Annotated in this window: 22 protein-coding genes; 14 read left to right on the forward strand and 8 right to left on the reverse strand. The window is 74.1% G+C overall.

All coding sequences use genetic code 11. The features are described 5' to 3' along the window. The first annotated feature begins 211 nt into the window (after nt 1-211). On the forward strand, nt 212-2692 hold the full coding sequence (locus ACFVYX_RS04040; RefSeq protein ID WP_389680038.1) for an MFS transporter: 2481 nt from the start codon (nt 212-214) through the stop codon (nt 2690-2692). Nucleotides 2693-2707: 15 nt separating this feature from the next. On the opposite strand, the gene ACFVYX_RS04045 is transcribed toward ACFVYX_RS04040, so the two are convergent. Beyond that, on the reverse strand, nt 2708-3847 hold the full coding sequence (locus ACFVYX_RS04045; protein ID WP_389679726.1) for a hypothetical protein: 1140 nt from the start codon (nt 3845-3847) through the stop codon (nt 2708-2710). A 166-nt stretch (nt 3848-4013) separates the two neighbouring features. Here ACFVYX_RS04045 and ACFVYX_RS04050 point away from each other — a divergent pair, with 166 nt between their 5' ends. From ACFVYX_RS04050 to ACFVYX_RS04075, 6 genes are all read left to right on the forward strand, one after another. Beyond that, nucleotides 4014-5783 carry a hypothetical protein gene (locus ACFVYX_RS04050; protein WP_389679727.1) on the forward strand — a complete coding sequence of 590 codons (1770 nt, stop codon included), beginning with the start codon at nt 4014-4016 and terminating at the stop codon, nt 5781-5783. Between the two features lie 122 nt (nt 5784-5905). Next, nucleotides 5906-6739, forward strand: coding sequence for a M55 family metallopeptidase (locus tag ACFVYX_RS04055; RefSeq protein WP_389679728.1), 834 nt, complete (start codon nt 5906-5908; stop codon nt 6737-6739). After that, nucleotides 6732-8066 carry a M20/M25/M40 family metallo-hydrolase gene (locus tag ACFVYX_RS04060; protein ID WP_389679729.1) on the forward strand — a complete coding sequence of 445 codons (1335 nt, stop codon included), beginning with the start codon at nt 6732-6734 and terminating at the stop codon, nt 8064-8066. Before ACFVYX_RS04055 ends, ACFVYX_RS04060 begins: the two co-directional genes overlap by 8 nt. A 46-nt stretch (nt 8067-8112) precedes the next feature. Then, a complete protein-coding gene (locus tag ACFVYX_RS04065) occupies nt 8113-10113 on the forward strand; it encodes a S9 family peptidase (RefSeq protein WP_389679730.1) in 2001 nt (666 codons plus the stop codon). After that, nucleotides 10110-11156: an LD-carboxypeptidase gene (locus ACFVYX_RS04070; RefSeq protein ID WP_389679731.1), complete on the forward strand. Its 1047-nt coding sequence runs from the start codon at nt 10110-10112 to the stop codon at nt 11154-11156. Before ACFVYX_RS04065 ends, ACFVYX_RS04070 begins: the two co-directional genes overlap by 4 nt. 156 nt (nt 11157-11312) lie before the next feature. Next, the gene (locus tag ACFVYX_RS04075; protein WP_389680039.1) at nt 11313-13109 is read left to right on the forward strand and encodes a CocE/NonD family hydrolase; all 1797 of its coding nucleotides are present in this window, start codon (nt 11313-11315) and stop codon (nt 13107-13109) included. 157 nt (nt 13110-13266) lie between these two features. Here ACFVYX_RS04075 and ACFVYX_RS04080 read toward each other — a convergent pair whose 3' ends face one another. Continuing rightward, nucleotides 13267-14355, reverse strand: a complete 1089-nt coding sequence (locus ACFVYX_RS04080) for an adenosine deaminase (RefSeq protein ID WP_389679732.1) — start codon at nt 14353-14355, stop codon at nt 13267-13269. A 91-nt stretch (nt 14356-14446) separates the two neighbouring features. Continuing rightward, the gene (locus tag ACFVYX_RS04085) at nt 14447-15265 is read right to left on the reverse strand and encodes a GntR family transcriptional regulator (RefSeq protein WP_389679733.1); all 819 of its coding nucleotides are present in this window, start codon (nt 15263-15265) and stop codon (nt 14447-14449) included. A 230-nt stretch (nt 15266-15495) separates the two neighbouring features. Between ACFVYX_RS04085 and ACFVYX_RS04090 the strand changes: the two genes are divergently transcribed. Together ACFVYX_RS04090 and ACFVYX_RS04095 are read left to right on the forward strand one after the other, a co-directional pair. Beyond that, a complete protein-coding gene (locus ACFVYX_RS04090) occupies nt 15496-15747 on the forward strand; it encodes a lipopolysaccharide assembly protein LapA domain-containing protein (RefSeq protein WP_389679734.1) in 252 nt (83 codons plus the stop codon). Then, nucleotides 15744-16097 carry a hypothetical protein gene (locus tag ACFVYX_RS04095; protein ID WP_389679735.1) on the forward strand — a complete coding sequence of 118 codons (354 nt, stop codon included), beginning with the start codon at nt 15744-15746 and terminating at the stop codon, nt 16095-16097. The genes ACFVYX_RS04090 and ACFVYX_RS04095 overlap by 4 nt, the downstream gene beginning before the upstream one ends. Before the next feature lie 39 nt (nt 16098-16136). On the opposite strand, the gene ACFVYX_RS04100 is transcribed toward ACFVYX_RS04095, so the two are convergent. After that, nucleotides 16137-16469: a DUF6204 family protein gene (locus tag ACFVYX_RS04100; RefSeq protein WP_389679736.1), complete on the reverse strand. Its 333-nt coding sequence runs from the start codon at nt 16467-16469 to the stop codon at nt 16137-16139. 591 nt (nt 16470-17060) lie between these two features. Here ACFVYX_RS04100 and ACFVYX_RS04105 point away from each other — a divergent pair. After that, a complete protein-coding gene (locus tag ACFVYX_RS04105; protein ID WP_389679737.1) occupies nt 17061-17198 on the forward strand; it encodes a hypothetical protein in 138 nt (45 codons plus the stop codon). Between the two features lie 119 nt (nt 17199-17317). Here ACFVYX_RS04105 and ACFVYX_RS04110 read toward each other — a convergent pair whose 3' ends face one another. Both ACFVYX_RS04110 and ACFVYX_RS04115 read right to left on the reverse strand, forming a co-directional pair. Next, a complete protein-coding gene (locus ACFVYX_RS04110) occupies nt 17318-18163 on the reverse strand; it encodes a methyltransferase domain-containing protein (RefSeq protein ID WP_389679738.1) in 846 nt (281 codons plus the stop codon). An 89-nt stretch (nt 18164-18252) separates the two neighbouring features. Beyond that, entirely contained in the window at nt 18253-18771 is a 519-nt protein-coding gene (locus ACFVYX_RS04115) for a GNAT family N-acetyltransferase (protein WP_389679739.1), read from the reverse strand. Nucleotides 18772-19066: 295 nt separating this feature from the next. Between ACFVYX_RS04115 and ACFVYX_RS04120 the strand changes: the two genes are divergently transcribed. Both ACFVYX_RS04120 and ACFVYX_RS04125 read left to right on the forward strand, forming a co-directional pair. Beyond that, on the forward strand, nt 19067-20299 hold the full coding sequence (locus ACFVYX_RS04120; RefSeq protein WP_389679740.1) for an aminotransferase class I/II-fold pyridoxal phosphate-dependent enzyme: 1233 nt from the start codon (nt 19067-19069) through the stop codon (nt 20297-20299). Nucleotides 20300-20492: 193 nt separating this feature from the next. Then, nucleotides 20493-21554 (forward strand): MBL fold metallo-hydrolase, encoded by a 1062-nt coding sequence (locus tag ACFVYX_RS04125; protein WP_389679741.1) that lies wholly within the window; start codon nt 20493-20495, stop codon nt 21552-21554. On the opposite strand, the gene ACFVYX_RS04130 is transcribed toward ACFVYX_RS04125, so the two are convergent. Both ACFVYX_RS04130 and ACFVYX_RS04135 read right to left on the reverse strand, forming a co-directional pair. Then, complete coding sequence (locus ACFVYX_RS04130; RefSeq protein WP_389679742.1) at nt 21534-22232, reverse strand: DedA family protein; 699 nt, start codon at nt 22230-22232, stop codon at nt 21534-21536. The two genes, ACFVYX_RS04125 and ACFVYX_RS04130, sit on opposite strands and share 21 nt — an antisense overlap. Then, nucleotides 22229-23008 (reverse strand): MBL fold metallo-hydrolase, encoded by a 780-nt coding sequence (locus ACFVYX_RS04135; RefSeq protein WP_389679743.1) that lies wholly within the window; start codon nt 23006-23008, stop codon nt 22229-22231. The genes ACFVYX_RS04130 and ACFVYX_RS04135 overlap by 4 nt, the downstream gene beginning before the upstream one ends. A gap of 134 nt (nt 23009-23142) precedes the next feature. On the opposite strand from ACFVYX_RS04135, the gene ACFVYX_RS04140 reads away from it, so the two are divergent. Both ACFVYX_RS04140 and ACFVYX_RS04145 read left to right on the forward strand, forming a co-directional pair. Next, nucleotides 23143-23547, forward strand: a complete 405-nt coding sequence (locus ACFVYX_RS04140; RefSeq protein WP_389679744.1) for a hypothetical protein — start codon at nt 23143-23145, stop codon at nt 23545-23547. A gap of 232 nt (nt 23548-23779) precedes the next feature. Then, nucleotides 23780-25939 (forward strand): phage holin family protein, encoded by a 2160-nt coding sequence (locus ACFVYX_RS04145; RefSeq protein WP_389679745.1) that lies wholly within the window; start codon nt 23780-23782, stop codon nt 25937-25939. Nucleotide 25940 lies beyond the last annotated feature (1 nt).

The following is a 25940-nucleotide window of genomic DNA, read 5'->3' on the forward strand; positions in this document are numbered from 1 at the left end:
CGGTCACTCGCGCCCGCGCGCGACGGGGGCGCGGGCGCTCTCGTAAACGCGCTGATGAGCGACCCAAGTGCGCCGCACCGCCGGGACGTTCGACGCCTTGGACGCCACTGACCTCCCGTCCCGCCCGACTTGCTCCCTCTTCGCGCCCAATGCGAAGAATGGCGCGGCGCAGACGCCGTGACGAGGGGAGCAGTACGTGGGTGCGATCACGATGGCGAAAGCCGCCGACGGTGCGGCGGGCACCGCCGGTGCCGCGGACACCGAGGGGGGAGCGGAACCCCTCGCCGCGGGCGGCCCGCCCGCCGGCCTCGCGCCGTCCTCCGGACCGGGACCGGCCGCACTCGACCCCCGCCGCGTCCGGCTCGTCTTCTGCGGCCTCATGCTCGCGCTGCTCCTCGCCGCGCTCGAGCAGATGATCGTGGCCACCGCCCTGCCGAAGATCGTCGGCGAGCTCCAGGGCCTCGACCGGATGTCCTGGGCGATCACCGCCTACCTGCTGACCTCCACCATCGGCCTGCCGATCTACGGAAAGCTCGGCGACCTCCTCGGCCGCAAGAGCGTCTTCCTCTTCGCCATCGTCGTCTTCGTCATCGGCTCGGGCCTCGCGGGCTGGTCCCGCAGCATGGACGAGCTCATCGCCTTCCGCGCGATCCAGGGCGTCGGTGCCGGCGGCCTGATGATCGGCGTCCAGGCGATCATCGCCGACATCGTCCCGGCCCGGGAACGCGGCCGGTACATGGGCCTGATCGGCGCCGCCTTCGGTCTCGCCTCCGTCGCGGGACCCCTGCTCGGCGGCTTCTTCACGGACCACGTCTCCTGGCGCTGGTGCTTCTACTTCAACGTCCCCTTCGGGCTCGTCACCCTCGCCGTCGTCGCCGTCGTCCTCAAACTCCCCAAGCCCACGGCCCGCGCGCGCTTCGACGTCCTCGGCGCGCTGCTCCTCGCCGCCGCCTCCACCTGCCTCGTCCTGCTGACCAGCTGGGGCGGCACCGAGTACGCCTGGGACTCCCGGGTCATCCTCGCCCTCGCCTGCGGCGCCGCCGGAACGACCCTGCTCTTCCTGGTCGTCGAACACCTCGCGCCCGAACCCCTCATCCCGCTCCGGCTCTTCCGCGACTCCGTCTTCACCGTCACCGCCCTCGTCGGCGCCGTCGTCGGCATCGCGCTCTTCGGCGCCGCCAGCTACCTCCCCAGCTTCCTGCAGATGGTCGAGGGCGCCACCGCCACCGAGTCCGGCCTCCTGATGCTGCCCCTGATGGGCGGCATCGTCATCGCCTCCGTCGTCTCCGGCCAGCTCATCAGCCGTACCGGCCACTACAAGATCTACCCGGTCGTGGGCGGGGCCGTCTCCGTGCTCGGCATGTGGCTGCTCTCCCGGATGGACACCGACACCCCGCGCCTCCAGCACAGCCTCTGGCAGGCCGTCCTCGGTACCGGGATCGGCCTCGTCATGCCGGTCCTCATCCTCGCCGTGCAGAACTCCGTACGCCCCGCGGACCTCGGCACCGCCACCAGCGCCCACAACTACTTCCGGCAGATCGGCGGCAGCGTCGGCGCCGCCGTCTTCGGCACCCTCTTCGCCTCCCGGCTCGACGACGCCCTCGCCGACCGGCTCTCCGGCGTCCTCACCGGCGGCCCGACCTCCCTGCCACCGGCCGAGTCGATCACCCCGCAGACGGTGCACACCCTGCCGCCCGCCGTGCGCGACGCCTACATCCAGGCGTACGCGGACGCGATGCCACGCATCTTCCTCTACCTCGTGCCGGTCCTCGTGCTCGGCCTCGTCCTCGCCTTCTTCCTCAAGGAGAAACCGCTGGTGTCCCACCACAGCCCCACCACCGAGGCCACCGGGGCCGACGACTTCGGCGGCGTCCAGGCCGTCCCGCACGCCCGGCACGCCGCTCCGGCCCCGGCCCCCGCCGCCCCACCACACTCCGGCGTCCCGGTCTGCGGCACCGTCCAGCACCACGACGGCAGCCGGGTCCCCCGCGCCGCCCTCACCCTCATCGACGTCCAGGGCCGACAGGTGGGCCGCGGGGCCAGCGGCGAGGACGGCCGGTACGCGCTGAGCGTCCCCGGCGGCGGGGCGTACGTCCTCATCGCGGCGGCCGGCGGGCACCAGCCCCAGGCCGTCTCGGTCACCGTCGGCGACCGGCCGATCGACCTCGACGTCGTCCTCGGCGGAGCCGGTCGGCTGGCCGGCAGCGTCGTCACGGCCGACGGGACGCCCGTGCGGGACGCGGCCGTCACCCTCACCGACGTACGTGGGGAGGTCGTCGCCTCCACCCGCAGCGGACGCGAGGGCGGGTACGTCATCACCGAGCTGGTCGCGGGCGAGTACACGCTCGCCGCCAGCGCCCCCGCCTTCCGTCCCGCCGCGCTCCCGGTGAGCGTCCAGGCCTCACGTGAGACCCGCCAGGACATCGAACTGGCCGGCGGAGCCGTGCTGCGCGGTACCGTACGGGCCGGTGGCGGGCGCCCCGTCGAGGACGCCCGGGTCACCTTGCTCGACGCCGCGGGCAACGTCGTCGACACCCTCACCACCGGCCCCGACGGCATCTTCCGGTTCGTGGACCTGTCCTCCGGCGAGTACACGGTCATCGCCGCCGGGTACCCACCGGTCGCGACCGTCCTCCAGATGGCCGGCGGGGGCCGCACCGAGCGCGACCTCCAGCTCGGCCACCAGGACTGAGGCGGCAAGGGCCCGTCAGGAGGCGGTCGCCTTGCGCAGGGCGCTGATGCAGGTGCCGATCGCCTCCTGGAGGGCTTCGAGGCGCTGGAGCATGTCCGCCTCGTAGATGTCCTCCTCCATCACCTCGTCCAGGGTCAGCTCCTCGAAGACCTTCGTCGCCTTCTGCAGGCTGTTGTAGAACTTCGTCCGCCGCTCCTGGACGCGCAGCGCGGGATCCTCCTCGACCGCCTTCGCCACCAGGCCCTTCACCGTGTCGTACGCCTCACCGGCCCACTCGCCCGCCTCCTCGGAGTCGTCGAGCTCGTCGAGGAGGGACAGGTGCCGCTCCGCCTCGGCCCGCAGCTCGGCCGGCGCGTCCACGGTCTGCCCGGCGGGGGTCCTGATCTGGCCGTTCTCGACGATCTGGCGCACGTACCCGATGCGGTCGGCCGCCTTCGCCTCGCTCGCCACCGCCTTCTTCAGGTCATCGGTCCGCGCGATGGCGCGGGCCATCTCGGTCTGCAGGGCCGGGTCCTCCTTCATCCGGTCGAGCAGCGCGCCGCGCGCGGCCTCCGCCGTCCCGGGGTCGGCGAGGATCGCGGCCCGCAGCGCCGTCGGGTTCTCGGCGACCTCCAGGGCCTTCGTCGGCCGGATGCCCTCCGCCTCGGCCGCCGCGCTGATCGCCTGCCCGCGCACCGACGAGGCGCTGTTGCGCGAGGTGTAGTACGAGAGCCAGACGTCCGCGTCGGGCAGCTCGATGTCCTCACCGGGGACGAGCACCTCGAACTGCGGGACCAGACCGTCGTCGGCCGCCATGTCCCAGGCCTTGTAGTAGCGCATCACCCGCTCGGGGGAGCACCCCGCGAGCTCCGCGAAGGCCTTCGCCGAGACCTTGGTCCGGGCCGTCCCCTCGGCGGCCTGGCCGCCGGGCCGGACACTCCGCGCCACCTTGAGGGCGAAGGCCCAGCCGCCCGTGCGCGCGTACACCCCGAAGTCCTGGGCGTCACGGACCACGACGGGGTCGTGGTCCTCGGCTGCGTCCTGGACATCCGGCGCGTCGTGCGTCGCCTCCCGGGGCTCGGGAGCCGACGGCTCCCAGAACTCCGGCTCGGAGATCGCCGTGACGCTCTCGGGTTCGGCGGGCGAGGTTTCGGACGGGGAGAAGGCGATGGTCACCGAGAGCGCTCCGGAAGGTCGGCGAGGACGATTGCGGCCGACAGCCTATACGCACCCGTTGACGATAATTCGTCCGATTCCATGCTCCGGTAAATCACTGGCGGTGCGAGCGACGCCCACGACATGATGCCTCCATGACCTACCGAATCGAGCTCCACACCGCGCGTTGAGCGCCCCGCACGAGCGCCCGACGCTCGCACCCGCGCTGTACGCGTACGCCAAGGGCCTGCACGACAGCGACCCCGACAGGCCCCCGCCCCAGGGCGGTCACCCCGTCCCCGACACGGCACGGTCCCAGGGCCGCAGGCGCCCCGGTCTGAGCTACCGCGAGGCCCGCAGGGCGGTCACCGACGTCCTGCTCCCGTTCCTCGACGCCCCCGCCCCCGACCCCGCAGAGGTCGTCGCCGAGGCGGAACGGGCGCTCGCCGCGACGGGCGTCGTCCGCGGGCAGGCCGTCTTCCACACGGCGGCGGCCATCGAACCGCCCGACGCACCCGCCTCCCGCGCTCTCGCCCGATCGTTCGCCCGGCACCTCGTCCGGACCGGAACGACCGTCCTGGGCGTCTCCGCCGGTCTCGGGCTCCTGAGCCGGCTCGCGGAACCCGAGGACGTTCCGTACCTGCGCGTCCTCGGCCTGCTCGACGGTCTCGGCCACTCCGTCGACGGGGCCCTCGCACCCCTGGACCGCGAGGCCGCCGGCCTGATCTGGCTGATCCACCGGACCCACGGAGAGGAACTGCGCGGCCTCGTCGACACCCTGGCCGCCGGAGACCGGGCGGCCGCGCTCGACCGGCTCCTGAACCTTCCCGCGGACGCGCGTGTGCTGGGGCCCGAGGTCGCACGGCGGGTCGCGGAGGCCGTCGGCCTCGCCGGACTCCTCCGGGCGGACCCGGACCACCCCGGCCTCCTCGGGCGGGCCGTGCACCTCCTCGGCCGGATGACCAGCAGCCGCGACTACCACGCCGAGGTCCTGCGGTACGCGGACGCCGTCGACCTCTACGAGACGGTGGCCGCCCACGCCCACCGGCTGCCCCGCGACGTGGAGCACCGTGCCCGGCTGCTCACCCTCGCCCTCGACCTGCACAGCGGCCCCTCACACGTCCTGGCCTGGCCGCCCGGCCGGCGCGAGGCGCTCCACCGCACCCTCCTGGACACGGCGGCGTGGCCGGGGAAAGTCCCTGCCGACCCGGACGGGCGACGGCGCGCCGCGTGGATCCGCCGCACGGCACGTCAGCTGCGAGCCGCTCCGCAGGACCCGCCCCGGTTCCGGATCGAGGTGGCCGTCGCGGACCCCGGCGACCCGGACGTCGTCGAGACCCGCATCCTCATCGACGGGCGACCCCTCCTGCCCGAGGCCTTCGGCCCGGGCCCGGGGGAGTCCCCCGAGCGGCTTCTCGACAGCGGCGCCCTGCGGGCGGGTCCCGAGCCCCGGGAGGTGCGGCTCGCCGAGGCGTACTGCACCGAGGGCTGCTGCGGCGCGCTGTACGTGACCGTGCGCCGTGCGGGCGAGCACGTCGTGTGGAGCGACTGGCGAAGGCCGGGCATGGCCGCGCCCACGGACCTCCCCGAGCACCGCTTCGACGCCGCCGCCTACGACGCCGAGATCGCGCGCGTCGAGCACGACCACGGCTGGACCTGGCCGGCCCGCCGCACCGCCCGGCTGATCACCGCCGGGCTGCGCGACCGACCGGACCTCCTCACCCGCTGGGGTCTCCGGCAGGGCTGGATCAGCTCGGACTTCAGCGAACCGGACACCACCGTGGTCACCTTCACCGGGCCGCCCCTGGGCGGTCCCGGCGGGAGCGCCGCAGAGGGAGAGTCCCGCCAGTTCCTCTGGCGGCTGCCCGACGACGGCACCCCGCCGGAGCGCCGCGCGGCCGAGGCGTTGCGCCGGCTGGCGGAAGAGGACCCGAGGTCCTTGGCGGGACGCCCCTAGGGCCTGATCCAAAAGACACCCAGCAGCCCGTACGGCCGTCCCGGTGACTGCCAGTGGTCCACTCCAACGGCGGTTGTCCACAGGGGTGGTGAGGCCGCCGGGCGGCGCGTACGGTGCCAGACATGAAGATCCTCATCAGTGCCGACATGGAGGGCGCGACCGGTGTGACCTGGCCCGCCGACGTGCTGCCCGGCACGCCCCAGTGGGAGCGGTGCCGCGGAATGTTCACCTCCGACGTGAACGCCGCCGTGCTCGGATTCTTCGACGGCGGCGCCGACGAGGTCCTCATCAACGAGGCGCACTGGTCCATGCGGAACCTGCTCCTGGAGCGGCTCGACGAGCGGGCCGAGATGCTCACCGGGAAGCACAAGTCGCTCTCCATGGTCGAGGGCGTGCAGCACGGGGACGTCGACGGCATCGCCTTCGTCGGCTACCACACGGGCGCCGGCGCCGAGGGCGTCCTCGCACACACCTATCTCGCGAACTCCATCACGGGCGTCTGGCTCAACGGCGAGCGGGCGAGCGAGGGCCTGCTCAACGCGCATGTGGTCGCGGAGTACGGGGTCCCCGTCGTCCTCGTCACCGGCGACGACCTCACCTGCGAGGACGCCCTGGGGTACGCGCCGGAGGCACCCAAGGTCGCCGTCAAGGACCACGTCTCGCGGTACGCGGCGGTGTGCCGGACCCCGGCCAGAACCGCCGCCGACATCCGGGCGGCGGCGAAGACCGGCGCCGCGCTCGCCATCCGTCACGAACCGGTCCGGGGCGGCCCCTTCACCGTGGAGCTGGAGTTCGACGCCGAGCACCTGGGGGCCGCCGCCACGGTGGTTCCCGGCGTGGCGCGGAGCGGCGAGCGGCGCGTCGCGTACACCAGCGAGACGATGTACGAGGCAATTCGTACGTTCAAGGCGGTCACGACCATCGTCTCGGCCGCGGTGGAGGAGCAGTATGGCTGAGGAGGTCCGGGGCCCGGACACGACGGCGCTCGACGAGGTGGTCACCTACACCTCGGAGCTCATCCGCATCGACACCACCAACCGGGGCGGCGGCGACTGCCGCGAACGGCCCGCCGCCGAGTACGTCGCCGAGCGGCTCGCCGCCGCCGGCGTCGAACCCACCCTCCTGGAGCGGACCCCCGGCCGCACCAACGTGGTGGCGCGCATCCCCGGCACCGACCCCTCGGCCGAGGCGCTCCTCGTCCACGGCCACCTGGACGTCGTGCCCGCCGACCCCGCCGAATGGACCACACACCCCTTCTCGGGGGAGGTCCGCGACGGGATCGTCTGGGGACGCGGCGCCGTGGACATGAAGAACATGGACGCGATGGTCCTCGCCGTCGTCCGCTCCTGGGCACGACAGGGCGTCCGGCCCCGCCGCGACATCGTCCTGGCCTACACGGCCGACGAGGAGGCCAGCGCCGAGGACGGCTCCGACTTCCTCGCCGACCGGCACGCCGCGCTCTTCGAGGGCTGCACCGAGGGCATCAGCGAGTCCGGGGCGTTCAGCTTCCACCCCCAGCCCGGCACCACGATCTACCCGATCGCCGCGGGGGAGCGGGGCACCGCCTGGCTCAAGCTGACCGCGCACGGCCGGGCGGGCCACGGCTCCAAGGTGAACACGGCCAACGCCGTCACCCGTCTCGCCGACGCCGTCGCCCGCATCGGCTCCCACACCTGGCCGGTCCGCCTCACCGCGACCGTCCGCGCCGCCCTCACCGAACTGGCCGCGCTGTACGCCATCGAGATCGACACCCACGCACCCGACCTCGACGTGGACCTGCTCCTCGACAAGCTCGGACCGGCCGCGGCCCTCGTCGAGCCGACCGTCCGCAACAGCACCAACCCGACGATCCTGGACGCCGGTTACAAGGTCAACGTCATCCCCGGGCAGGCCGTCGCCTACATCGACGGACGGACGCTGCCGGGCACCGACGAGGAGTTCGCCGCGACCATGGACCGGCTCACCGGGCCGGACGTGGAGTGGGAGTTCCACCACCGCGAGGTGGCACTGGAGGCCCCCGTCGACTCGCCGACCTTCGCCAAGCTGCGGGCCGCCGTCGAGCGGTTCGACCCGGCCGGACACGTCGTGCCGTTCACCATGTCCGGCGGCACCGACGCCAAGCAGTTCTCCCGGCTCGGCATCACCGGCTACGGCTTCTCGCCGCTCCGGCTGCCCCCGGGCCTCGACTACGGGGCCCTGTTCCACGGCGTCGACGAACGCGTCCCCGTGGACGCCCTGCACTTCGGTGTCCGGGTGCTCGACCACTACCTGAAGACCGCGTAGCCGTGAAGCGGCGTGTGCGCGCGACACCGGGACCGGGGGAAGTCGTATGAAGAGCACGGCAGCCTACGGCAGCTGGCCGTCACCGGTCGACGCGGCGCTCGCCGCCGCGCACGACGGGCGGCCCGAGTACCTCGGCGCCGTCGGCGACGAACTGTGGTGGACCGCGCCGCGCCCCGCGGAGGGCGGCAGGCGCGCCCTCGTCAGACGGCGCGCCGACGGCACCGAGGAGAGCGTGCTGCCCGCCCCGTGGAACGTCCGCAGCCGGGTCATCGAGTACGGCGGCCGGCCCTGGGCGGCGGCCGCACGGCCGGAGCACGGACCGCTCGTCGTGTTCGGCCACTTCCCGGACCAGCGCCTCTACGCGTACGAGCCGGACTCCGGCCCCGGCGCCGGGCCCCGGCCCCTCACCCCCGTCTCGGACGTCGGCGGCGGCCTGCGCTGGGCGGACCCCGTGATCCACCTCGACCGGGGCGAGGTCTGGTGCGTCCTCGAGGAGTTCACCGGACCCGCTCCGACCGATGTGCGCCGGGTGCTCGCCGCCGTGCCCCTGGACGGATCGGCCGCCGACGACCGCGCGGCGGTACGCGAACTGTCCGACGGACGCCACCGGTTCGTGACCGGGCCCCGGCTCTCCCCGGACGGACGGCGGGTGACCTGGATCGCCTGGGACCATCCCCGGATGCCCTGGGACGGCACCGAGGTCATGCTCGCCGAGCTCGGCCCCGGCGGCACCTTCCGGGGTGCGAGGGCCGTCGCGGGCGGGCCCGCGGAGTCGATCCCCCAGGTCGAATGGGACACGGCGGGACGGCTGCTCCTCGTGAGCGACCGCACCGGCTGGTGGAACCTCTACCGGGCGGAGGTAGACGCGGACGGCGGGGTGGGAGAACCGCTCGCGCTCTGCCCCCGGGCCGAGGAGTTCGGCGGACCGCTCTGGAAGATCGGACTGAACTGGTTCACCCCCCTGGAGGACGGTCTGATCGCCGTCGTCCACGGGAAGGGGAGCACCACCCTCGGCATCCTCGACCCCGAGCGCGGCACACTCGTCGACGCCGTGGGCCCCTGGACCGAGTGGGCCTCGACGCTCGCCGCCCACGGCACCCGTGCGGTCGGCGTCGCCGCGGGACCGCACACCTCGTACGAACTCGTCGAGCTCGACACCCGCACCGGCCGCACCCGGGTGGTCGGCGCCGCCCACACCGACGCCGTCGATCCCGCCTACCACCCCGAGCCGCAGGTCCGCACCTTCGCGGGACCCGGCGGCCGGGACATCCACGCGCAGATCTACCCGCCCCACCACCCCGCGTTCACCGGGCCGGAGGGCGAACGGCCGCCCTACGTCATCTGGGCGCACGGCGGCCCCACCGGACACGCGCCGCTCGTCCTCGACCTGGAGATCACCTACTTCACCTCGCGGGGCATCGGCGTCGCCGAGGTCAACTACGGCGGTTCGACGGGCTACGGCCGCGCGTACCGGGAGCGGCTGCGCGAACAGTGGGGTGTCGTCGACGTCGAGGACTGCGCCGCCGTCGCCGAGGCCCTCGCGGCGGAAGGCACCGCCGACCCGGCCCGCCTCGCCGTGCGCGGCGGCAGCGCCGGAGGCTGGACGACCGCAGCCTCCCTCGTCGCCACCGACGTGTACGCCTGCGGCACGATCATCTACCCCATCCTCGACCTGCGGGGCTGGGCGACCGACGAGACCCACGACTTCGAGTCCCAGTACCTGTACGGCCTCATCGGCGCCCTCGAAGAGGTGCCCGCCCGGTACAAGGAGCGCTCCCCGATCGAGCACGTCGACCGCGTCACGGCCCCCTTCCTGCTGCTCCAGGGGCTCGACGACGTCATCTGCCCGCCCGCGCAGGCCGAGCGGTTCCTCGCGGCCACGGCCGGCCGGGGCGTCCCGCACGCCTACATCGCCTTCGAGGGCGAGGGCCACGGCTTCCGCGGGGCCGACACCCTGGTGCGCGCGCTGGAGGCCGAACTCTCCCTGTACGCCCGGGTGTTCGGTGTCGAGCGGACGGACGTTCCCGGCCTGGAGTACCGCACATGACGGGAACGGCCGCTCGTCCGGCGACGGGATCGGTGGCCGGGTCACCTGCCGCCGGCCCGGCGGTCGGTCGCGCGGCCGGTCCCGCCGCCGGTGGGGCTGTCGGGGCCGGGCCGCACGCCGGCCCGCTCACCCGGCCCGAGCGGCTCCGGCCAGGGGCGCGGGTCGCCGTCGTCGCCCCCTGCGGGCCCGTCCCGGAGGAGCGGCTGCGGGCGGGGCTCGACGTCCTGCGCGGCTGGGACCTGGACCCCGTGGTCGCCCCGCACGTCCTCGACACCCATCCCGCCCTCGGACACCTCGCGGGCGCCGACCGGGCGCGGGCCCGGGACCTCACGGAAGCCTGGTGCGATCCCTCGGTCTCCGCCGTCATCTGCGCGCGCGGAGGGTACGGGGCGCAGCGCATGGCCGACCTCGTCGACTGGAGGGCGATCACGGAGGCCGGGCCCAAGGCGTTCGTCGGCTACAGCGACGTGACCGCCCTGCACGAGGCCTTCGCCGTCCGGGCCGGATTCGCCACCCTGCACGGTCCGATGGTCGCCGCCGGCACCTTCCTCACGGACCCGCACACCCAGGAGTCCTTGCGGGCCACCCTGTTCGAGCCCGAGTCGGTGAGGACCCTCGGCCTGGAGACGGCGCGGGCCCTGGTGCCGGGCCGGGCCCGGGGAGTGACCCTCGGCGGCTGCGTCAGCCTCCTCGCCGCGGACCTGGGCACCCCGCACGGCCGGCCCTCCGCGCACGGCGGGCTGCTGCTCCTGGAGGACGTGGGGGAGGAGCCGTACCGGCTCGACCGGGTCCTCACCCAACTGCTGCGCGCCGGTTGGTTCGACGGGGTCGCCGGCATCGGCCTCGGTTCCTGGGAGGAGTGCGGGCCGTACGAGGAGGTGCGGGCGGTGCTCGCCGACCGGCTCGGCGGGCTCGGCGTGCCCGTCGTCGAGGAGATGGGCTTCGGGCACAGCGCGACGGCCCTCACGATGCCGCTCGGACTGCCCGGGACGCTCGACGCGGACGGGGGCACGCTCACCCTCGACGTACCGGCCCTGCGCTGAACGACGCGAGACGCGCCTTCCGGTGCGCGGCCTTCACCGAATCTCCGTCAACAACCTCTGCCGGGAGCGTTGACGGGCTTTGACACGTGTCACAGCATGGGCGCTGCCCGTACCTACCAGTCGGTAGATGCCCGGGTCTTCGGCGTCGTCCTCAGCGTGGAGGTCTCTGTGTCCCGTGCCGTGCCCCGTTCCCGCAAGACCCTCGCCCTCGTGGCCGGTGCGGCCGCGCTCGCCGCCCCCCTGACTCTCGCCGCGCCCGCGAGCGGAGCGGATGCGGAGACCGGCACCGGCGCGTACACCGTCACCCCGCTCCGGTTCACCGTCCAGGCGGGCGGCCGGAGTTGTGCCGTCGACGCCGACCTCTACCGGCCCGCGGGCGTGGACGCCGCGCACCCCGCCCCCGCCGTGCTCGCCACCAACGGCTTCGGCGGCAGCAAGAGCGACGGCTCCACCGGCGCCATCGGCAGGGCTTTCGCGGCGCGCGGCTACGTCGGCCTCGTCTACTCGGGCCTCGGCTTCGGGAAGTCCGGCTGCCTGATCTCCCTCGACGACCCGGAGATCGACGGCCGCGCCGCCTCCCGACTCGTCGACTTCCTCGCCGGCGGCCTCGCCGCGGACGACGGAACCCGCGCGGACTTCGTCACCCGGGACGGCGCCGGAGACCCGCGCGTCGGCATGATCGGCGGCTCGTACGGGGGCGCGGTGCAGCTCGCCGCCGCCTCCGTCGACCACCGGATCGACGCCCTCGTCCCCCTCATCACCTGGAACGACCTCGCGTACTCCCTCGCCCCCAACGCCGCGGACCGCGAGACTCCCGGCGTCTTCAAATGGCAGTGGGCCAACGGCTTCTACCTGATGGGGGAGGGGCAGCCGCTGCTCGTCCCCTCCCTCGACCCCAGCCGGATCAACTCGCTCGGCTGCCTGCACTTCGTCACCGACGCCTGCGACACCGTGCGGCTCCTCAACTCGGGCCGCTACCCGAAGGCCGAGACGGAGAAGATGCTCGCCTACGCCCGGAGCGTCTCCCCCGTCTCGTACGTGGACCGGATCACCGCCCCCACGCTCATCGTCCAGGGTCAGGCCGACACCCTCTTCAACCTCAACGAGGCACGGGCCACCTACGACCGGCTGCGCGAGCGGGGTGTCGACACCCGGATGATCTGGCAGTCCTGGGGCCACAGCGGCGGACAGAAGCCCGGCGAGCTCGACCTCGGGCAGGGCAACCTGGAGAGCAGCTACGTCGGGCAGCGGGTCCTCGGCTGGTTCGACCGCCACCTCCGCGAGAACCCCACCGCGGACACCGGCCCCGCCTTCGCCTGGTACCGCGACTGGCAGAGCGGATACGGCACGGCGGCCCGGGTCCCGGCGCTCAGCCAGCGGCTGTACCTCTCCGGCGACGGCAAGCTCGTCGACAACCGTACGAAGGTCGCCGAGGGCTCCCGGCGGTACAGCAACTGGCTGGTGCCGACGAGCCATTCGGAGTCCTCGCTCGCCGGGACGATCGGCCTGCCCGACCCCCGGCCGTACGACACCCCGGGCACCTACCTCGGCTGGACCAGCGCCCCGCTCGACGCACCCGTCGACCTGGTCGGCGCGCCGAGGGCCACCCTGAAGGTGGTCTCGCCCGCGACCGAGCGGGTCCAGGGTTCCGGCGACGCCGCCGACAAGCTGGTGCTCTTCGCCAAGCTCTACGACATCGCGCCCGACGGGACGAAGACCCTCGTCAACCGGCTCGTCGCGCCGGTACGGGTGCCGGACGTCACCCGCCCGTTCACCGTCGAACTGCCCGCCGTCGTCCACCGGTACGAGACCGGCCACCGCCTTGAGTTGGTGATCGCGGCCAGCGACACGGCGTACTCCGGCAACCGGGGCATCAAGCCGGTCACCGTCGTCAGCGCCCCCGAGGACACGGGGACGCTCGAACTGCCCCTGGTCAAGGGGCGGGTGGGGTAGCGACGCGACCGGCCCCCCGGTTGCGGGTGGGGGAGCCGACGCGGCCCCGAGGCCCCGGGGTGGGGGAGCCGACGTGCCCCCAGGTTCCTGGGCGGGGGAGCCGACGCACCCCCCGCTTGCCGGACGGGTAGTCGGCGCGACCCGCCCCCGGGCGCGGTCAGAGCGCCGCGTACCCCGGGCGGACCACCTCGTCGATCAGCCGCTGCCGCTCCGGCAGCGGCAGGAAGGCGGCTTCGAGGGCGGCGACCGTGAACTCCTCGAAGACCTCGGGGCCGTATCCGAAGGCGTCGACCATGTGCTGGAACTCCTCGCTCATGGTGGTGCCGGAGACCAGCCGGTTGTCCGTGTTGAGCGTGATCCGGAAGCCGAGCCGGCGCAGCTCGTCGATCGGGTGCGAGGCGTAGTCCTTCGCCGCGCCCGTCTGGAGGTTGGAGGTCGGGCAGACCTCCAGGGCGATGCGGTTGTCCCGGACGTACGAGGCCAGTCGGCCCAGCGTGCCGTCCTCGGCGATGTCGTCCGTGATCCGCACGCCGTGGCCGATCCGCTCGGTGCCGCAGACCTGCACGGCCTCGTGGATCGACTCGGCGCCGACCGCCTCGCCCGCGTGGATCGTGAAGTGGCAGTTCTCCCGCTTCAGATGCTGGAAGGCGGGGAGGTGACGGGCCGGCGGGTTGCCGATCTCGCCGCCCGCGATGTCGAAGCCGGCCACGCCGTTGTCCCGGTGCGCGACCGTGAGCCGCGCTATCTCGAGGGAACGGTCGGTGTGGCGCATGCCGGTGAGGAGGGTACGGACGGTGATGCGGCCGCCGGAGCGGCGCTCGCCCTCACGGAAGCCGTCGTTGACCGCCTCGACGACCTCGTCGAGGCTCAGCCCGCCCTGGAGGTGCTGCTCGGGGGCGTAACGGATCTCCGCGTAGACGACGCCGTCCGCCGCCAGGTCCTCGGCGCACTCGGCCGCGATGCGCGTGAGCGCCTCACGGGTCTGCATGACCGCGCAGGTGTGGGCGAAGGTCTCCAGGTAGCGCTCCAGCGAACCGGAGTCGGCGGCGTCCCGGAACCAGACCGCGAGCGCGGCCGGGTCCTCGGTCGGCAGCGCGGTGTAGCCGCACTCCCGCGCCAGCTCGACGATGGTCGCGGGGCGCAGTCCGCCGTCGAGGTGGTCGTGGAGGACGGCCTTGGGGGCCCGGCGGATCCACTCGGAGACGGTGGCGGCGGCAGGCGTGGCAGAGTTGTCAGACAAGTGCATGGCGGGGAAGTGTACGCGACGGCGGAGGGGTGCGCTGTGACGGCCCGCGCGCGGGGCCCGGAGGCGGTGGTGAGCACGGCCGAAACGGTGGTCAGTGGGACTGGAGCACCGGCAGGGCGGGGGCGCCCGTCGGGAGCATGTGCTTGGCCGCGAGGACCGGGACCTGCCCGACCCGCACGACCTGGGTGACCAGCACCGCGGGGGTGTCCGCCGGGCGTCCCAGCTGCTCTCCGCGCCGCCGTCCGAGCAGCGTCGCCGTGATCCCGCTGCGCGCGCTCAGGGCCGTCTCGCGTGAGGCCCCGAGGAGGACCGAGAGCATGGAGGACGCTGGTCCGCGCCCGGCGACCACGGCCCGCGCCGGGGTGTCCGCGCGTGCCGGAATGTCCGCCTCCGTCGGGGTGTCCGCCTCGGTCGCCCGCAGGGCCCGTGCGAACTCGGGGTGCACCCGGTCGAGCAGCTCGTCGGCCGCCGCCCACTCGTGGCTGAGGGCGGCCGCCGTACCCTCACCGGTCAGCACGGACTCCCAGAACCGCAGCTCGGCACGGGCCGGCGCGAGGAGATGCTGGGTGGTGAAGTCGGTGGGCTCCTCGACCGTCCGGAGCAGTGCCCGCACCCGCAGCGGCGCCCCCACGCCGATCAGCTCCTCCAGCGGCTGGACGTGCTCGAAGCCGCGCCGGGGCGGGCGGTCGTTGACGGTCCTGCCCACCCCGCGCCGTACGGAGAGCAGGCCGTCCTCCTGCAGCAGCAGCAGCGCCTCGCGCAGGGCGGGCCGGCTCACGCCGAGCTCCGCGGCGAGCCTGGGCTCGGAGGGGAGCGTCGAGCCCGGCGGGTACGTGCCGTCGTGAACGGCGTCCGCGATCCGCTCGTAGAGGGCCACGACCGGTCGCCGCCGCTGTCCGCTGACCGCCACGGCCGCTCCTCGTCTCGATTCCGGTGGATCCGGTCGGATCCGGTGCAGGGCCCCGGGGGTCCGTACACCAGGCTCCGGCGGTGTCCGGCACCACGGTAGTCGGCCCACGTTGTCTGACAAGTCACCCGTACGGCTCTCCTCGCCGTCACGGTGACGCCCCGCTCCCCCCATTCTGGTCCCACGGCGGTGGCCGGGTACGGCCGACGGCACGACGGAGGAGAGGGCCGGGCATGAGTCCCCAGGAGACGTCACGGACAACGGGCCGGGGCAGGTCCCGGTTCACCGAATCCCTCACCCCCGGCCGCATCGGGATGGCCGCGCTCGCGATCATCACCCTCGTCTTCATCTTCCAGAACACCCGCGAGGTCAAGATCCGGCTCCTGATTCCCGAAGTCACCATGCCGCTCTACCTGGCCCTGCTCGCGACCGCGATCCTCGGCGCGGCCTGCGGCTTCTACGTCGCCGCCCGGAGGCGGAAGTGAGGCGGCGCGCCGTCGTGGGCGCGGGCGCCGTCCTCGCGCTCGCCGCCTTCGCCGTCAGCTCGACCGAGGAGACGGCCACGGCCGCACCCGGCGACGCCGGGACCCACCCGGTGCCGGACTTCCTCGGCCGGGGCCTCTGGCAGGTCTTCACCCGTCTGGACCGCCGGACCCGGATCGACGTCCACGACGTGAGCGGACGGGACCGGCGGATCCTCTGGCCGCCACGGTGGCAGGTGTGCACGCAGTACCCGGCGGCGGGCACGGGCCTCGACCGCCGCACCACCGTCATGATCGGAGTCGTACGGAAGGGGGAGAGCTGTCCGCCCCGGGTGCGCATGGCGCGACGCTGAGCGGTCCGCCCCCGTACCCCACCGCCCGACCCGAATCGCTCAGCGCTTGTAGTTGATCTTCATCGTGTCGAGGTCGGTCACCGTCGACCGCAGCGCCCTGAATCCGTGCCCGAGCTCCCCGAGCGCGGTCTCCACCCGGTCCTCCGCGAGCGCGCCCGCCATCTCCTCGCCGTCCGCGGCGTCGGAGACGACGACCAGGCGGTACGAGAAGTGCTTCAGCGTCCTGTCGTAGCTGAGCGAGCCCTCCTCCGTGAACTGCATCGCGGTCAGCCCGTGCGCGTCCACCTCGGCGAGCAGCCGGGCCCGGCTCTCCTCCGACAGACCGTCGAACGTGCCGCGCACGATGACCCGGTAGGTGTGCTGCGTGCCCATTCCTCGTACTCCCCGCGCCCTGGTTCTCCGGCCGCCCGACGGCGCGCCGACCCTCCACCCTACGGCGGCGGCCGTCCGATCCGCCGGGAATTTCCGGCCGTCCCCGCGCCCTGGGACCGGCGGAGCCCGACGCGGCGAACTCCTGCCGGAGGACTATGAGTTCACGATGCGACCGAGCTGAGGGCGGGGGCGGTCCGGGGGCGCGGTCGCTACCCTGGACGGGCGGAGACCGTGAGGGACCGGAGGTCCGGGGATGGCCGCGTGGGCGACACAGGAGTGCCGGTGCGGGCATCCGCGTTTCCGTCACGGGGCACCCCGGTTCTCGGGAACCTGTGAGGTCTGCCTCTGTGAATTCTTCGAGCTGCCCCCGGCTCCGGCCTTCACGGACGAGCCGCCCCCGCCGCCCGTCGTGGGCAGGGTGGCAACCGACGACGGGCCAACGGCGGTTGCCAGCCTTGCGGGACCTCGTCCGGTGACCGCGGGAGTTCTTGTGAGTGATGGGCCTGCTCAGGCATCTCCCAGAAGGGTGAGAACCTCTACCTCCACCAGGACGCCACAACAACCGGCTCGAAGGCCCTCGCTGTCGCGGGGGTGAAGGCCGGAGAAGCCAAGCGTACCTGGAGTCGGCAGACGTTCAACCTCCAGAAGCTGGTCTGCAAGGAGCGCCACAACATCAATCTCAAGGACCGTCTCACCGACGGTGTGTGGCCCCAGGGGCCCAACGGCTGAGCCCAGCCCTCGTTCCGGAACCGAACGGGGGAAGCCCCCGACCGCATCCGCGGTCGGGGGCTTCCCCCCCCCCTTGTCGGCGCCACCGTCCGTGGAAGGGCGGTGAGTCCGGAGCCCCGTCAGGACACCCGGCACAGGATCTCGCCGTGCGGGACCATGAACCAGGCGTCCTCACGGGTGCCCCACTCCCGCCAGGCCTCCGCGATCGACGCCAGCTCGGCGGCGGTCGTGTGGCCGCCGGACACGGCCAGATCGGCGTAGCCGGAGCCGGTCGTACGGTCCGCCCACAGGCCGCTCCACCAGGCCCGCTCGTCGGGCGTGGCGAAGCACCAGGTCGCGGCGGTCGTCGTGATGTCGGTGAAGCCGGCCTCGCGTGCCCAGGCGAACAGGCGCCGCCCCGCGTCCGGTTCGCCGCCGTTGGCCCGCGCGACCCGGTGGTACAGGTCCAGCCAGCCGTCGAGGGCGGGCTGCTCGGGGTACCAGGCGAAGGCCCCGTAGTCGCTGTCGCGGGCCGCGACGACACCGCCGGGGCGGCACACCCGCCGCATCTCGCGCAGCGCCTGGACGGGGTCGCCGACGTGCTGGAGGACCTGGTGGGCGTGGACGACGTCGAAGGAGTCGTCGGGGAAGTCCAGGGCGTGGACGTCGGCGACGGCGAACTCGACGTTCTCCAGGCCGCGTTCGGCAGCAACGGCACGGGCGTTCACCAGGACGCCCTCGGCGGCGTCGACGGCGGTGACGCGGCCGGGCGAGACCAGCGCCGCCAGGTCGGCGGTGATGGTGCCCGGCCCGCAGCCGACGTCCAGGACGTCGAGGCCGGCCCGCAGTTCGGGCAGCAGATAGGCCGCCGAGTTGGCGGCGGTCCGCCAGCTGTGCGAGCGCAGGACCGACTCGTGGTGACCGTGGGTGTAGACGGCCGTCTCATGGGCCGCGGGGTGCGCGGAAGGGGTGGAGGCATGCGACATCGAAGCGACTCCCTCGGTGTGGGTGCGTGCTCACCACCGTACGCAGGGATGTCGAATGATGAGATCCATGTCTTGGTATATGGACGGCGTCAGTCGAACAGATCGGCCCTGTAACGGAGTTCGCCGAGAACCCTGCCTCCCGTCTCCTCCCGCACGGCCGCGCCGTCCGGGCGCCAGCCCGCCGCCTCGTAGAAGCGGCGCCCCCGTGTGTTCCCCGCGAACACCCACAGCGCCGCCGTACGGAACCCGGTCGCCAAGAGCACCTCCGTGGAGGCCGCGAGCAGGGACCGCCCGACCCCTGTGCCCCACACCTCCGGCAGGGCGTACAGGGCGGCCAGTTCGGCCGTCGTCGACCGGTCGAACTCCTCGTCCGGCCAGGCCCGGAAGCAGGAGAACGCCCGCACCCGCTCGTCGGGGCCCGTCTCGACCAGGACCGTGGGCCGGTCCGGGGTGGTGAGGCGGGTCCGCCAGGTGGCGGTGCGCTCCTCGATGTCCAGGGCGTCCAGGTAGGGGCCGGGCAGCAGGTCGCGGTAGGCGGCCTGCCAGGACAGCACGTGCACGGCGGCGACGGCCGCCGCGTCCGCGGGAAGCGCTTCACGTATCCGCATCCCGCATTCTGGGCCGGGGAGCGCCGTCGGCGCCTCCGAAATTCGGCGCCGCCGACGCCTCCGTGGGGTGGTGACCACGGCCGTCCCCGCCCCGGCGGAGCTTCTGGGATCGTCACCCGTACGGCCCTGGTCGCACGCGCCACGAACGGCCGGGGGCGTCTGCGGTACCCGGTCGCCGTCACCGCCCCGCCCGTCGCCTGAAGCGACGCCTGGAGCGGCGGAAACGTCCGAAACTTCGTATAAAGGGCACGGGGGTGCCGTGCCGGCGCCCCCGTGCGCTCAGGAGGTACGGGACATGCGGCAGACGGCTCCGGACGGCCGTGGCCCGGTGCGGTACGGCCCTCCCGACCCCGACACCGGCCTCCCCGTCCTGCCCGGGCTCGCCGGACTCCTCGCCGCCGCCGCCGGACGGACCGCCCCCGAACCGCCCGGCGGCGGACCCGTCCTCCGCGAGGCGGCCGCCGGCTACTGGTGGCGCCGCGGCCTGCGCACCCACCCCCAGGACGTGGTGGCCGCCCCCGGCGCCCCCGCCCTCCTGCTCGCCCTGATCGCCGCCCACGGCGGCGACCTGCTGCTGCCCCGGCCCTGCCCCGCCCGATGGACCCCGCAGGCCCGCCTCCTCGGCCGCCCCGCCTACCACGTGCCGACCCCCGCCGAGTGCGGCGGCGTCCCCGACCCGTACGCCCTCCTGGAGACGGTCCGCCGGATCCGCGCCGAGGGTGGCACCCCCCGCCTCCTGCTGCTCTCCGTCGCCGACGACCCCACCGGCACCGTCGCCCCGCCCGAACTCGTCCGCGAGGCCTGCGAGGCCGCCGTCGCCGAGGGCCTGCACGTCGTCAGCGACGAGACCTGGCGCGACACCCTCCACCACCCGCACGACACCGTGTTCCTCAGCCCCGCCGAGATGAGCCCGGACGACGTGACCGTCGTCAGCGACCTCGGCGGCGCCCTCACCCCGGCCGCCTGGCCCTGCGCCGTCGCCCGCTTCCCGCCCACCGACCCCTCCCGGGCGGACCGTTGGACCGACCGCAGGGCCCGCGTCCTCGACGTGCTCACCGCCCTCGGGGCCGTCGTCCCCGGCCCGGTCGCCCCCGCCGCCGCGCACGCCCTCGACGAACCCGAGGACGTCACCGTACGGGCCGGGCTCGCGGCCGCCGTCCACGGCCGCCTCGCCGCGGCCGCGCATCAGGCCGTACTCGCCGCCGGAGCCCTCGCCCGTCCGCCGCAGGCCGGCCGGCACCTCTACGCCGATCTCGGACCGCTGCGGGCAGGCCTCGCCGCCCGGGGCGTCACCGATTCCCTGGAACTGGAGAGCCATCTCACCGAGCGGCTCGGCGCCCCGGTGACCGGTGGCCACCGATTCGGCGACGAACTCGGCGCGCTGCGCGTCAGGTTCGACACGGGCATGTTCCTGGGAATCGCGGAGAAGGAGAGGGTCGAGACACTGGAGTCTCCGGAGCCGCTGCGACTCCCCCATGTGGCCCGGGCGCTCGCGAGGTTCGGGGGAGCCCTGGAAGAACTCCGATGACGGCACGAGCCGCAAGCCCGCCAAGCCCCGCACGAGCCATGATCCCCAAAAGCCCCGCCCGACCCGCACGAGCCGCAAGCCCCGCCCGACCCGCACGAGCCGCAAGCCCAGCCCGACCCGCACGAGCCGCAAGCCTCGCAAGCCCCGCCCGCACCGCACGCCCCGTCCGACCCGCGTAGAACGGAGTCCGCAGATGACCGAACGGACGGCACCGCCCGCGCGCGCCGCACAGCCCCAGGCCACGGCTTCCGCAACCGCCCCCGAGCCCGCTTCAGCGCCCCCGCCCCTGTCCGCCCTCCAGCCGGTCGGGCGGCTGCGGTCGGACTGGCCGCGCACGTTCGCCGACCGGCTCACCGCCCCCCTTCCCGGGCTCGGGGCCCTGGCCCGGCTCGCCCGCGAGGGAGCACTGCGCCCCCGCCCCGGGGCCCTCCGTGACACCCCCCTGCTGCCCTTCGAACCGGGCCCGCTGCCGCACGCCGGGCCCGGCACCCTCGCCGTCACCTGGGCGGGGCACGCCAGCTGGGTGCTGAGGCTCGGCGGGCTCACCGTCCTCACCGACCCCGTCTGGTCCCGCCGCATCTTCGGCACGCCCGCCCGCCTCACCCCGGTCGGGGTCCGCTGGGAGGACCTGCCGCCCGTCGACGCCGTCGTCATCAGCCACAACCACTTCGACCACCTCGACGCCCCCACCCTGAAACGGCTGCCCCGCCACACCCCGGTCTTCGTCCCGGCCGGCCTCGGCCGCTGGTTCACCCGCCGCCGCTTCAGCCGGGTGACCGAGCTCGACTGGTGGGAGGCGGCCGAACTCGACGGCGTCCGCTTCGACTTCGTCCCCGCCCACCACTGGTCCAAGCGCACCCTCCTCGACACCTGCCGTTCCCTGTGGGGCGGCTGGGTGCTGACCGACCGGGACGGCCGCCGGGTCCACTTCGCGGGGGACACCGGATACGGCCACTGGTTCGCCGAGATCGGCCGCCGCTATCCCGGCATCGACCTGGCACTGCTCCCCATCGGGGCCTACGACCCCCGCTGGTGGCTGAGGGACGTCCACACCGACCCGGAGGAGGCGGTCCGCGCCCACCAGGACCTGGGGGCGCGGCGGATGGCGCCGATGCACTGGGCCACGTTCGTCCTGTCCTCCGAGCCCGTCCTCGAACCCCTCACCCGGGTCAGGACCGCCTGGGAGAAGGCGGGCCTGCCCCGCGAGGACCTGTGGGACCTGCCGGTCGGCGGCTCACGGGTGCTCGTGCCCTGACTCCTGCCCCGAAGGAGCCGCGGGCTCCTGCCCCGAAGGCGCCGCGGGGGCCGTCCCCCGGACCCGCCGCCACAACGCCGGGACCGCGCTGATCAGCACGGTGAGAACCACCGCCGCGACGACTCCCTGCCACGGCTCGGGGAAGAGCGAACCGCCCAGGACGCCGATCAGCTGGTACGTCGCCGCCCACGCCAGGCAGGCCGCGACGTCCCCCCGGACGAAACGCCGCAGCGGCATCTCCGAGAGCAGGCACGCCAGCATCACCGGGATCCGCCCCGCCGGCACGAGCCGGGACAGCACGAGGACCGACACCTGATGGCTGTCGAGCCGCTCCTGCGCGTGGGCGAGCCGCTCGGGGGTCGCCCGGCCCCGCAGCGCGGCGAGCCACCGCGAGCCGTTGCGGGAACGGACCCCGCGCTGCCCCAGCCAGTAGAGGGCGGCGTCGCCGAGGCACGCGGCGAAGGCCGCCACCAGGAAGACGAAGAGCAGGGCGAGCGGCGAGGTCTGGTGGAAGGCGACCACCGCGGCCGAGCTGACGATCGCGCCCGTCGGCACGACCGGCACCAGCGCGCCGAGCGCCACGAGCAGGAAGAGGGAGGGATAGCCGACCGCCTGCTGGGTCGACTCGGGCGGGAGATCCCCCAAAGCGGCCGCGATCCGGGTGAACCCGTCGGTCACCGCGCGACCTCCGGCCGCACCCGTTCACCGTGGCCGAGGAGATGCACCGCCACCTTCGGCGCGAGCCGTGCCGCATGGCGTACGAACTCGTCGCCCGGCGCGTGGAACTCGTGCGGGCGGACACCGTCGAGCCCGATGGGCCAGTACGTTCCGTAGTGCACCGGCACCGCCGCCGCGGGGGAGAGCGCGGCGAGCGCCTCTGCGGCCCGGCCCGCGTCGAGGTGGCCGTGCCCGAGGTACGGTCCCCAGCCGCCGACCGGCAGCAGCGCCACGTCCACCGGCCCCACCGCCTCCGCCATGCCGTCGAACAGCCCCGTGTCCCCGGCGAAGTACGTGCGCGCCTCGCCCTCGACGACGTATCCGAGGGCGGGCGCGCGATGCGGTCCGACCGGCAGCCGCCGTCCGTCGTGCAGCGCCGGCACGGCCCGTACCGTCACGCCCTCCACGGTCACCGTGTCGCCCGGCTCCACCTCGGTCAGCCGCAGCCCGTTCCCGTCGAGCCTGCGCAGCCCCGGTACGGCGGCGGGGGCGCCGCGCGGTACGACGAGCAGCGTCCCGGGCGCGAGCCGGGCGAGCGACGGCAGATGCAGGTGGTCGGCGTGCAGATGTGAGACGAGGACGGCCTCGGCGGCCGCTGCCTCGGGCGGCGGCAGGGCTCCGCGGCGCCGCCGCAGATGGGCGAGCCGCCGGGTGAACAGCGGATCGGTGAGGAAGCGGACCCCGGAGTCCTCGACCGTGCAGGTCGCGTGACCCCACCAGGTGACCTCCACCGGCATGCCGCCTTCCGTTCTCGGGGCTCCGGCCGTCGTCCACGAGGGCGCGGCCGTTCCATACCTCCCTCCCGAGGGTAAATGTCCGGAGCGGCCGCCGGAGGATGTTCGGCCGTACCGTCCCGCAGTAGGGTCGGCCCATGGACGACGTTCGGGTGGCGGCGATCGCCAGCCTCACCCCGCTCGAAGAGCTGGACAGCGAGCCCTTCCTTGTGGACACGCGCGGCCAGCACGCGGTGTGTGCCCGCTGGGCGGACGACAAGGGGTACGTGGTGGCCCGCCAGTTGCTGTTCTACGGCATCCGGCCCGACCACGCCGCGCTGTGGGCGGACGTGGAGGCGGGAGCGGTCGACCTCTTCGTCGCCGCCAACGAGCGGGTCCTCGCCCGCGCGTTGACCTCCGTGCCCGGCTTCCGCGCCGAGTGCGCGCGGCGGGGGGTGCGGCTCGAGACGGTCTGTCCCGAGGAGCCGGCGTACGACGCGGCGGCCAAGGCGGGGGTGCACCGGCGGCTCTCCATGCCGACGGCCGGGTACGACGGCTGCTGATCCCGCCCACGACCGGACACACGACCGGACCGGGCGACCGGACACACGACCGGACCCGGCGACCGGCGCGGTCCCGGGCACCCGGTCCGGCACACGACCTGCTGCGTTGCCTGACGTACGACCTGACACACGACCTGACACATCCGGGCCGATCGCCCTCACCCGTTTCCCACGCCGGCCGTGGGCGTTGTGCCACGCTTGAGGCAGGAAACAGGCGAAAGGTGAAGCGGGCGTGGGTGACGGGCGATGGGGTGGCGCCAACCGCTGGCGATCGGCGGGCGGTGCGCTGGGGCGGGTGGCCGTGGTCTGGGCGGTGTCCACGCTCACCCTGCTGATCCTCGCGGGGCTGCTCCCCGACTTCCAGCTGCAGTCCGCCGACGGCGACACCTTCACGAGGACGGCGCTCACCGCCGCCGCAGCGGCCGGCGCGTTCGGTCTCCTCGGCGCGCTCGTGTGGCCGCTGATCGTGCGGGCCCTGCTGCTCGTCCCGGCCCTGGTCCTCGGTCTCCTGGTGTTCTTCCTCAACGGCTCGCTGCTGCTGCTCGCGCTCTGGCTGATCCCCGACGGGCGGGGCGCCGCCGACCCCGAGACCGCCGTCGTGGTCGCCGCCGTCATGTCCGCGGTCGCCTCCGCCACCTCCACCGCCCTCGCCGTCCGCGACGACGACGCCTACCGCCGCCGCCTCTACCGGCTCACCGGCCGCACCCGCCCCCGCGCGCAGGTCGCAGGTCCCGAGCAGGTCCCGGGCACGGTCTTCCTCCAGCTCGACGGAGTCGGCCACCACGTGCTGCGCGGCGCCGTCGCCGACGGGCTCATGCCGACCGTCGCCGCCATGCTCGACGCCGGCCACCGGCTCACCCCCTGGCGTACCGACTGGTCCAGCCAGACCGGCGCGAGCCAGCTCGGCATCCTGCACGGCTCCAACGAGGACGTGCCCGCCTTCCGCTGGTACGAGAAGGACACCGGCCGGCTCATGGTGTCGAACCGCCCGGCCAGTGCCGTGGAACTCCAGCGCCGGGCCGTGCGCCGCACCGGGGACGGCGGGCTGCTCTCCTTCGACGGGGCCTCCCGGGGCAACCTCTTCAGCGGGGGCGCCGACCAGGTCGCCCTTGTCCTGTCGGTCGCCGCCCGGCGCGGCCGGCGCAACCGCTCGCGGGCCGGCTACTTCGCGTACTTCTCCGATCCGGCCAACGCCGTCCGCACCGCCGGGTCTTTCGTCGCCGAGTGCCTGCGGGAGATGGGTCAGTCGACCCGGGCGCTGCTGCGCCGCGAGACCCCGCGGGTCTCGCGCGGCGGCACGTACCCCTTCGTCCGGGCGTTCGCGACGGTCCTGGAGCGGGACGTCGTGGTCTCCGCCGTGATGGGGGACATGCTGGCCGGGCGGACCGCCGTCTACGCCGACCTCGTCGCCTATGACGAGGTGGCGCACCACTCGGGCCCGCACGGCCGGGACACCGACCAGGTCCTGCGGCGCCTGGACCGCGCGATCGGCCTCGTCTCCACGGTCGCCGAGCACGCCCCCCGCCCGTACCGGATCGTGCTGCTCTCCGATCACGGGCAGAGCCCGGGCGAGACCTTCGAAGGGGCGTACGGGCTGACGCTGAAGGACCTCGTCAGGGCCGGGTGCGGGCTTCCGGTCCCGCGTCGCGTACGGCGCACCAGGAGCGGTTCGGAGGCGCGGGACGCGGCCAGGGACGCGCTGCGCCTCGCTCTGCACCGGCCGGTGGACGAGACCGGCGAGACGGCGCGGGAGCTGCCGGCGCGGCCTTCGGAGCCGGTCGTCCTCGCCTCGGGCAACCTGGGGCTCGTCTCCTTCCCGGACGTGCCGCACCGGATGACCCGGGAGGAGATCGACCGGCGCCACCCGGCGCTGCTCCGTACGCTGGCGAACCATCCGGGCGTCGGCTTCGTCCTGGTGGCGAGTGCCGAGCACGGGTCGGTGGTCCTCGCCAGGGACGGGGTGGAGGTGCCGGTCGCCGAGCTGGACGACGGGGGACCGCTGGCCGTCTTCGGGCCGGGCACGGCGGCGGCGGTGCGGCGCACGGACGGCTTTCCGCATGTCGCGGACATCATGGTCAACTCCATGTACGACCCGGCGACCGGCACCGTGCACGCCTTCGAGGAGCAGATCGGCTCGCACGGCGGTCTCGGCGGCGAGCAGTCGCACCCCTTCCTCCTCTGGCCGCCGGAGCTGTCGCCGCCCGTCGCCGAGGGGGAGCGGCTGGTCGGCGCGGAGCAGGTGCACCGGGTGCTGCGGCGGTGGCTGCGGGAGTGCTCGGGTCCGCAGGTGCCGCTGCCACCACGGTCACCGCTGGAGATTTCACCGTCCACAGACGGATCGGAATCACTTCTTCCGGTTGACGGCCCGGTCCCGCAGGACAAAAACCGCTGAT

The sequence above is a fragment of the Streptomyces sp. NPDC058326 genome, assembly GCF_042879855.1.
GTDB lineage: Bacteria > Actinomycetota > Actinomycetes > Streptomycetales > Streptomycetaceae > Streptomyces.

Excerpts from the sequence above, each read along its gene's own strand:
- ACFVYX_RS04040 (WP_389680038.1), top strand. The coding sequence starts at position 212 with ATGGCGAAAGCCGCCGACGGTGCGGCGGGCACCGCCGGTGCCGCGGAC.
- ACFVYX_RS04055 (WP_389679728.1), top strand. The coding sequence starts at position 5,906 with ATGAAGATCCTCATCAGTGCCGACATGGAGGGCGCGACCGGTGTGACC.
- ACFVYX_RS04060 (WP_389679729.1), top strand. The coding sequence starts at position 6,732 with ATGGCTGAGGAGGTCCGGGGCCCGGACACGACGGCGCTCGACGAGGTG.
- ACFVYX_RS04065 (WP_389679730.1), top strand. The coding sequence starts at position 8,113 with ATGAAGAGCACGGCAGCCTACGGCAGCTGGCCGTCACCGGTCGACGCG.
- ACFVYX_RS04070 (WP_389679731.1), top strand. The coding sequence starts at position 10,110 with ATGACGGGAACGGCCGCTCGTCCGGCGACGGGATCGGTGGCCGGGTCA.
- ACFVYX_RS04080 (WP_389679732.1), bottom strand. The coding sequence starts at position 14,355 with ATGCACTTGTCTGACAACTCTGCCACGCCTGCCGCCGCCACCGTCTCC.
- ACFVYX_RS04090 (WP_389679734.1), top strand. The coding sequence starts at position 15,496 with ATGAGTCCCCAGGAGACGTCACGGACAACGGGCCGGGGCAGGTCCCGG.
- ACFVYX_RS04100 (WP_389679736.1), bottom strand. The coding sequence starts at position 16,469 with ATGGGCACGCAGCACACCTACCGGGTCATCGTGCGCGGCACGTTCGAC.
- ACFVYX_RS04110 (WP_389679738.1), bottom strand. The coding sequence starts at position 18,163 with ATGTCGCATGCCTCCACCCCTTCCGCGCACCCCGCGGCCCATGAGACG.
- ACFVYX_RS04115 (WP_389679739.1), bottom strand. The coding sequence starts at position 18,771 with ATGCGGATACGTGAAGCGCTTCCCGCGGACGCGGCGGCCGTCGCCGCC.
- ACFVYX_RS04120 (WP_389679740.1), top strand. The coding sequence starts at position 19,067 with ATGCGGCAGACGGCTCCGGACGGCCGTGGCCCGGTGCGGTACGGCCCT.
- ACFVYX_RS04125 (WP_389679741.1), top strand. The coding sequence starts at position 20,493 with ATGACCGAACGGACGGCACCGCCCGCGCGCGCCGCACAGCCCCAGGCC.
- ACFVYX_RS04135 (WP_389679743.1), bottom strand. The coding sequence starts at position 23,008 with ATGCCGGTGGAGGTCACCTGGTGGGGTCACGCGACCTGCACGGTCGAG.
- ACFVYX_RS04140 (WP_389679744.1), top strand. The coding sequence starts at position 23,143 with ATGGACGACGTTCGGGTGGCGGCGATCGCCAGCCTCACCCCGCTCGAA.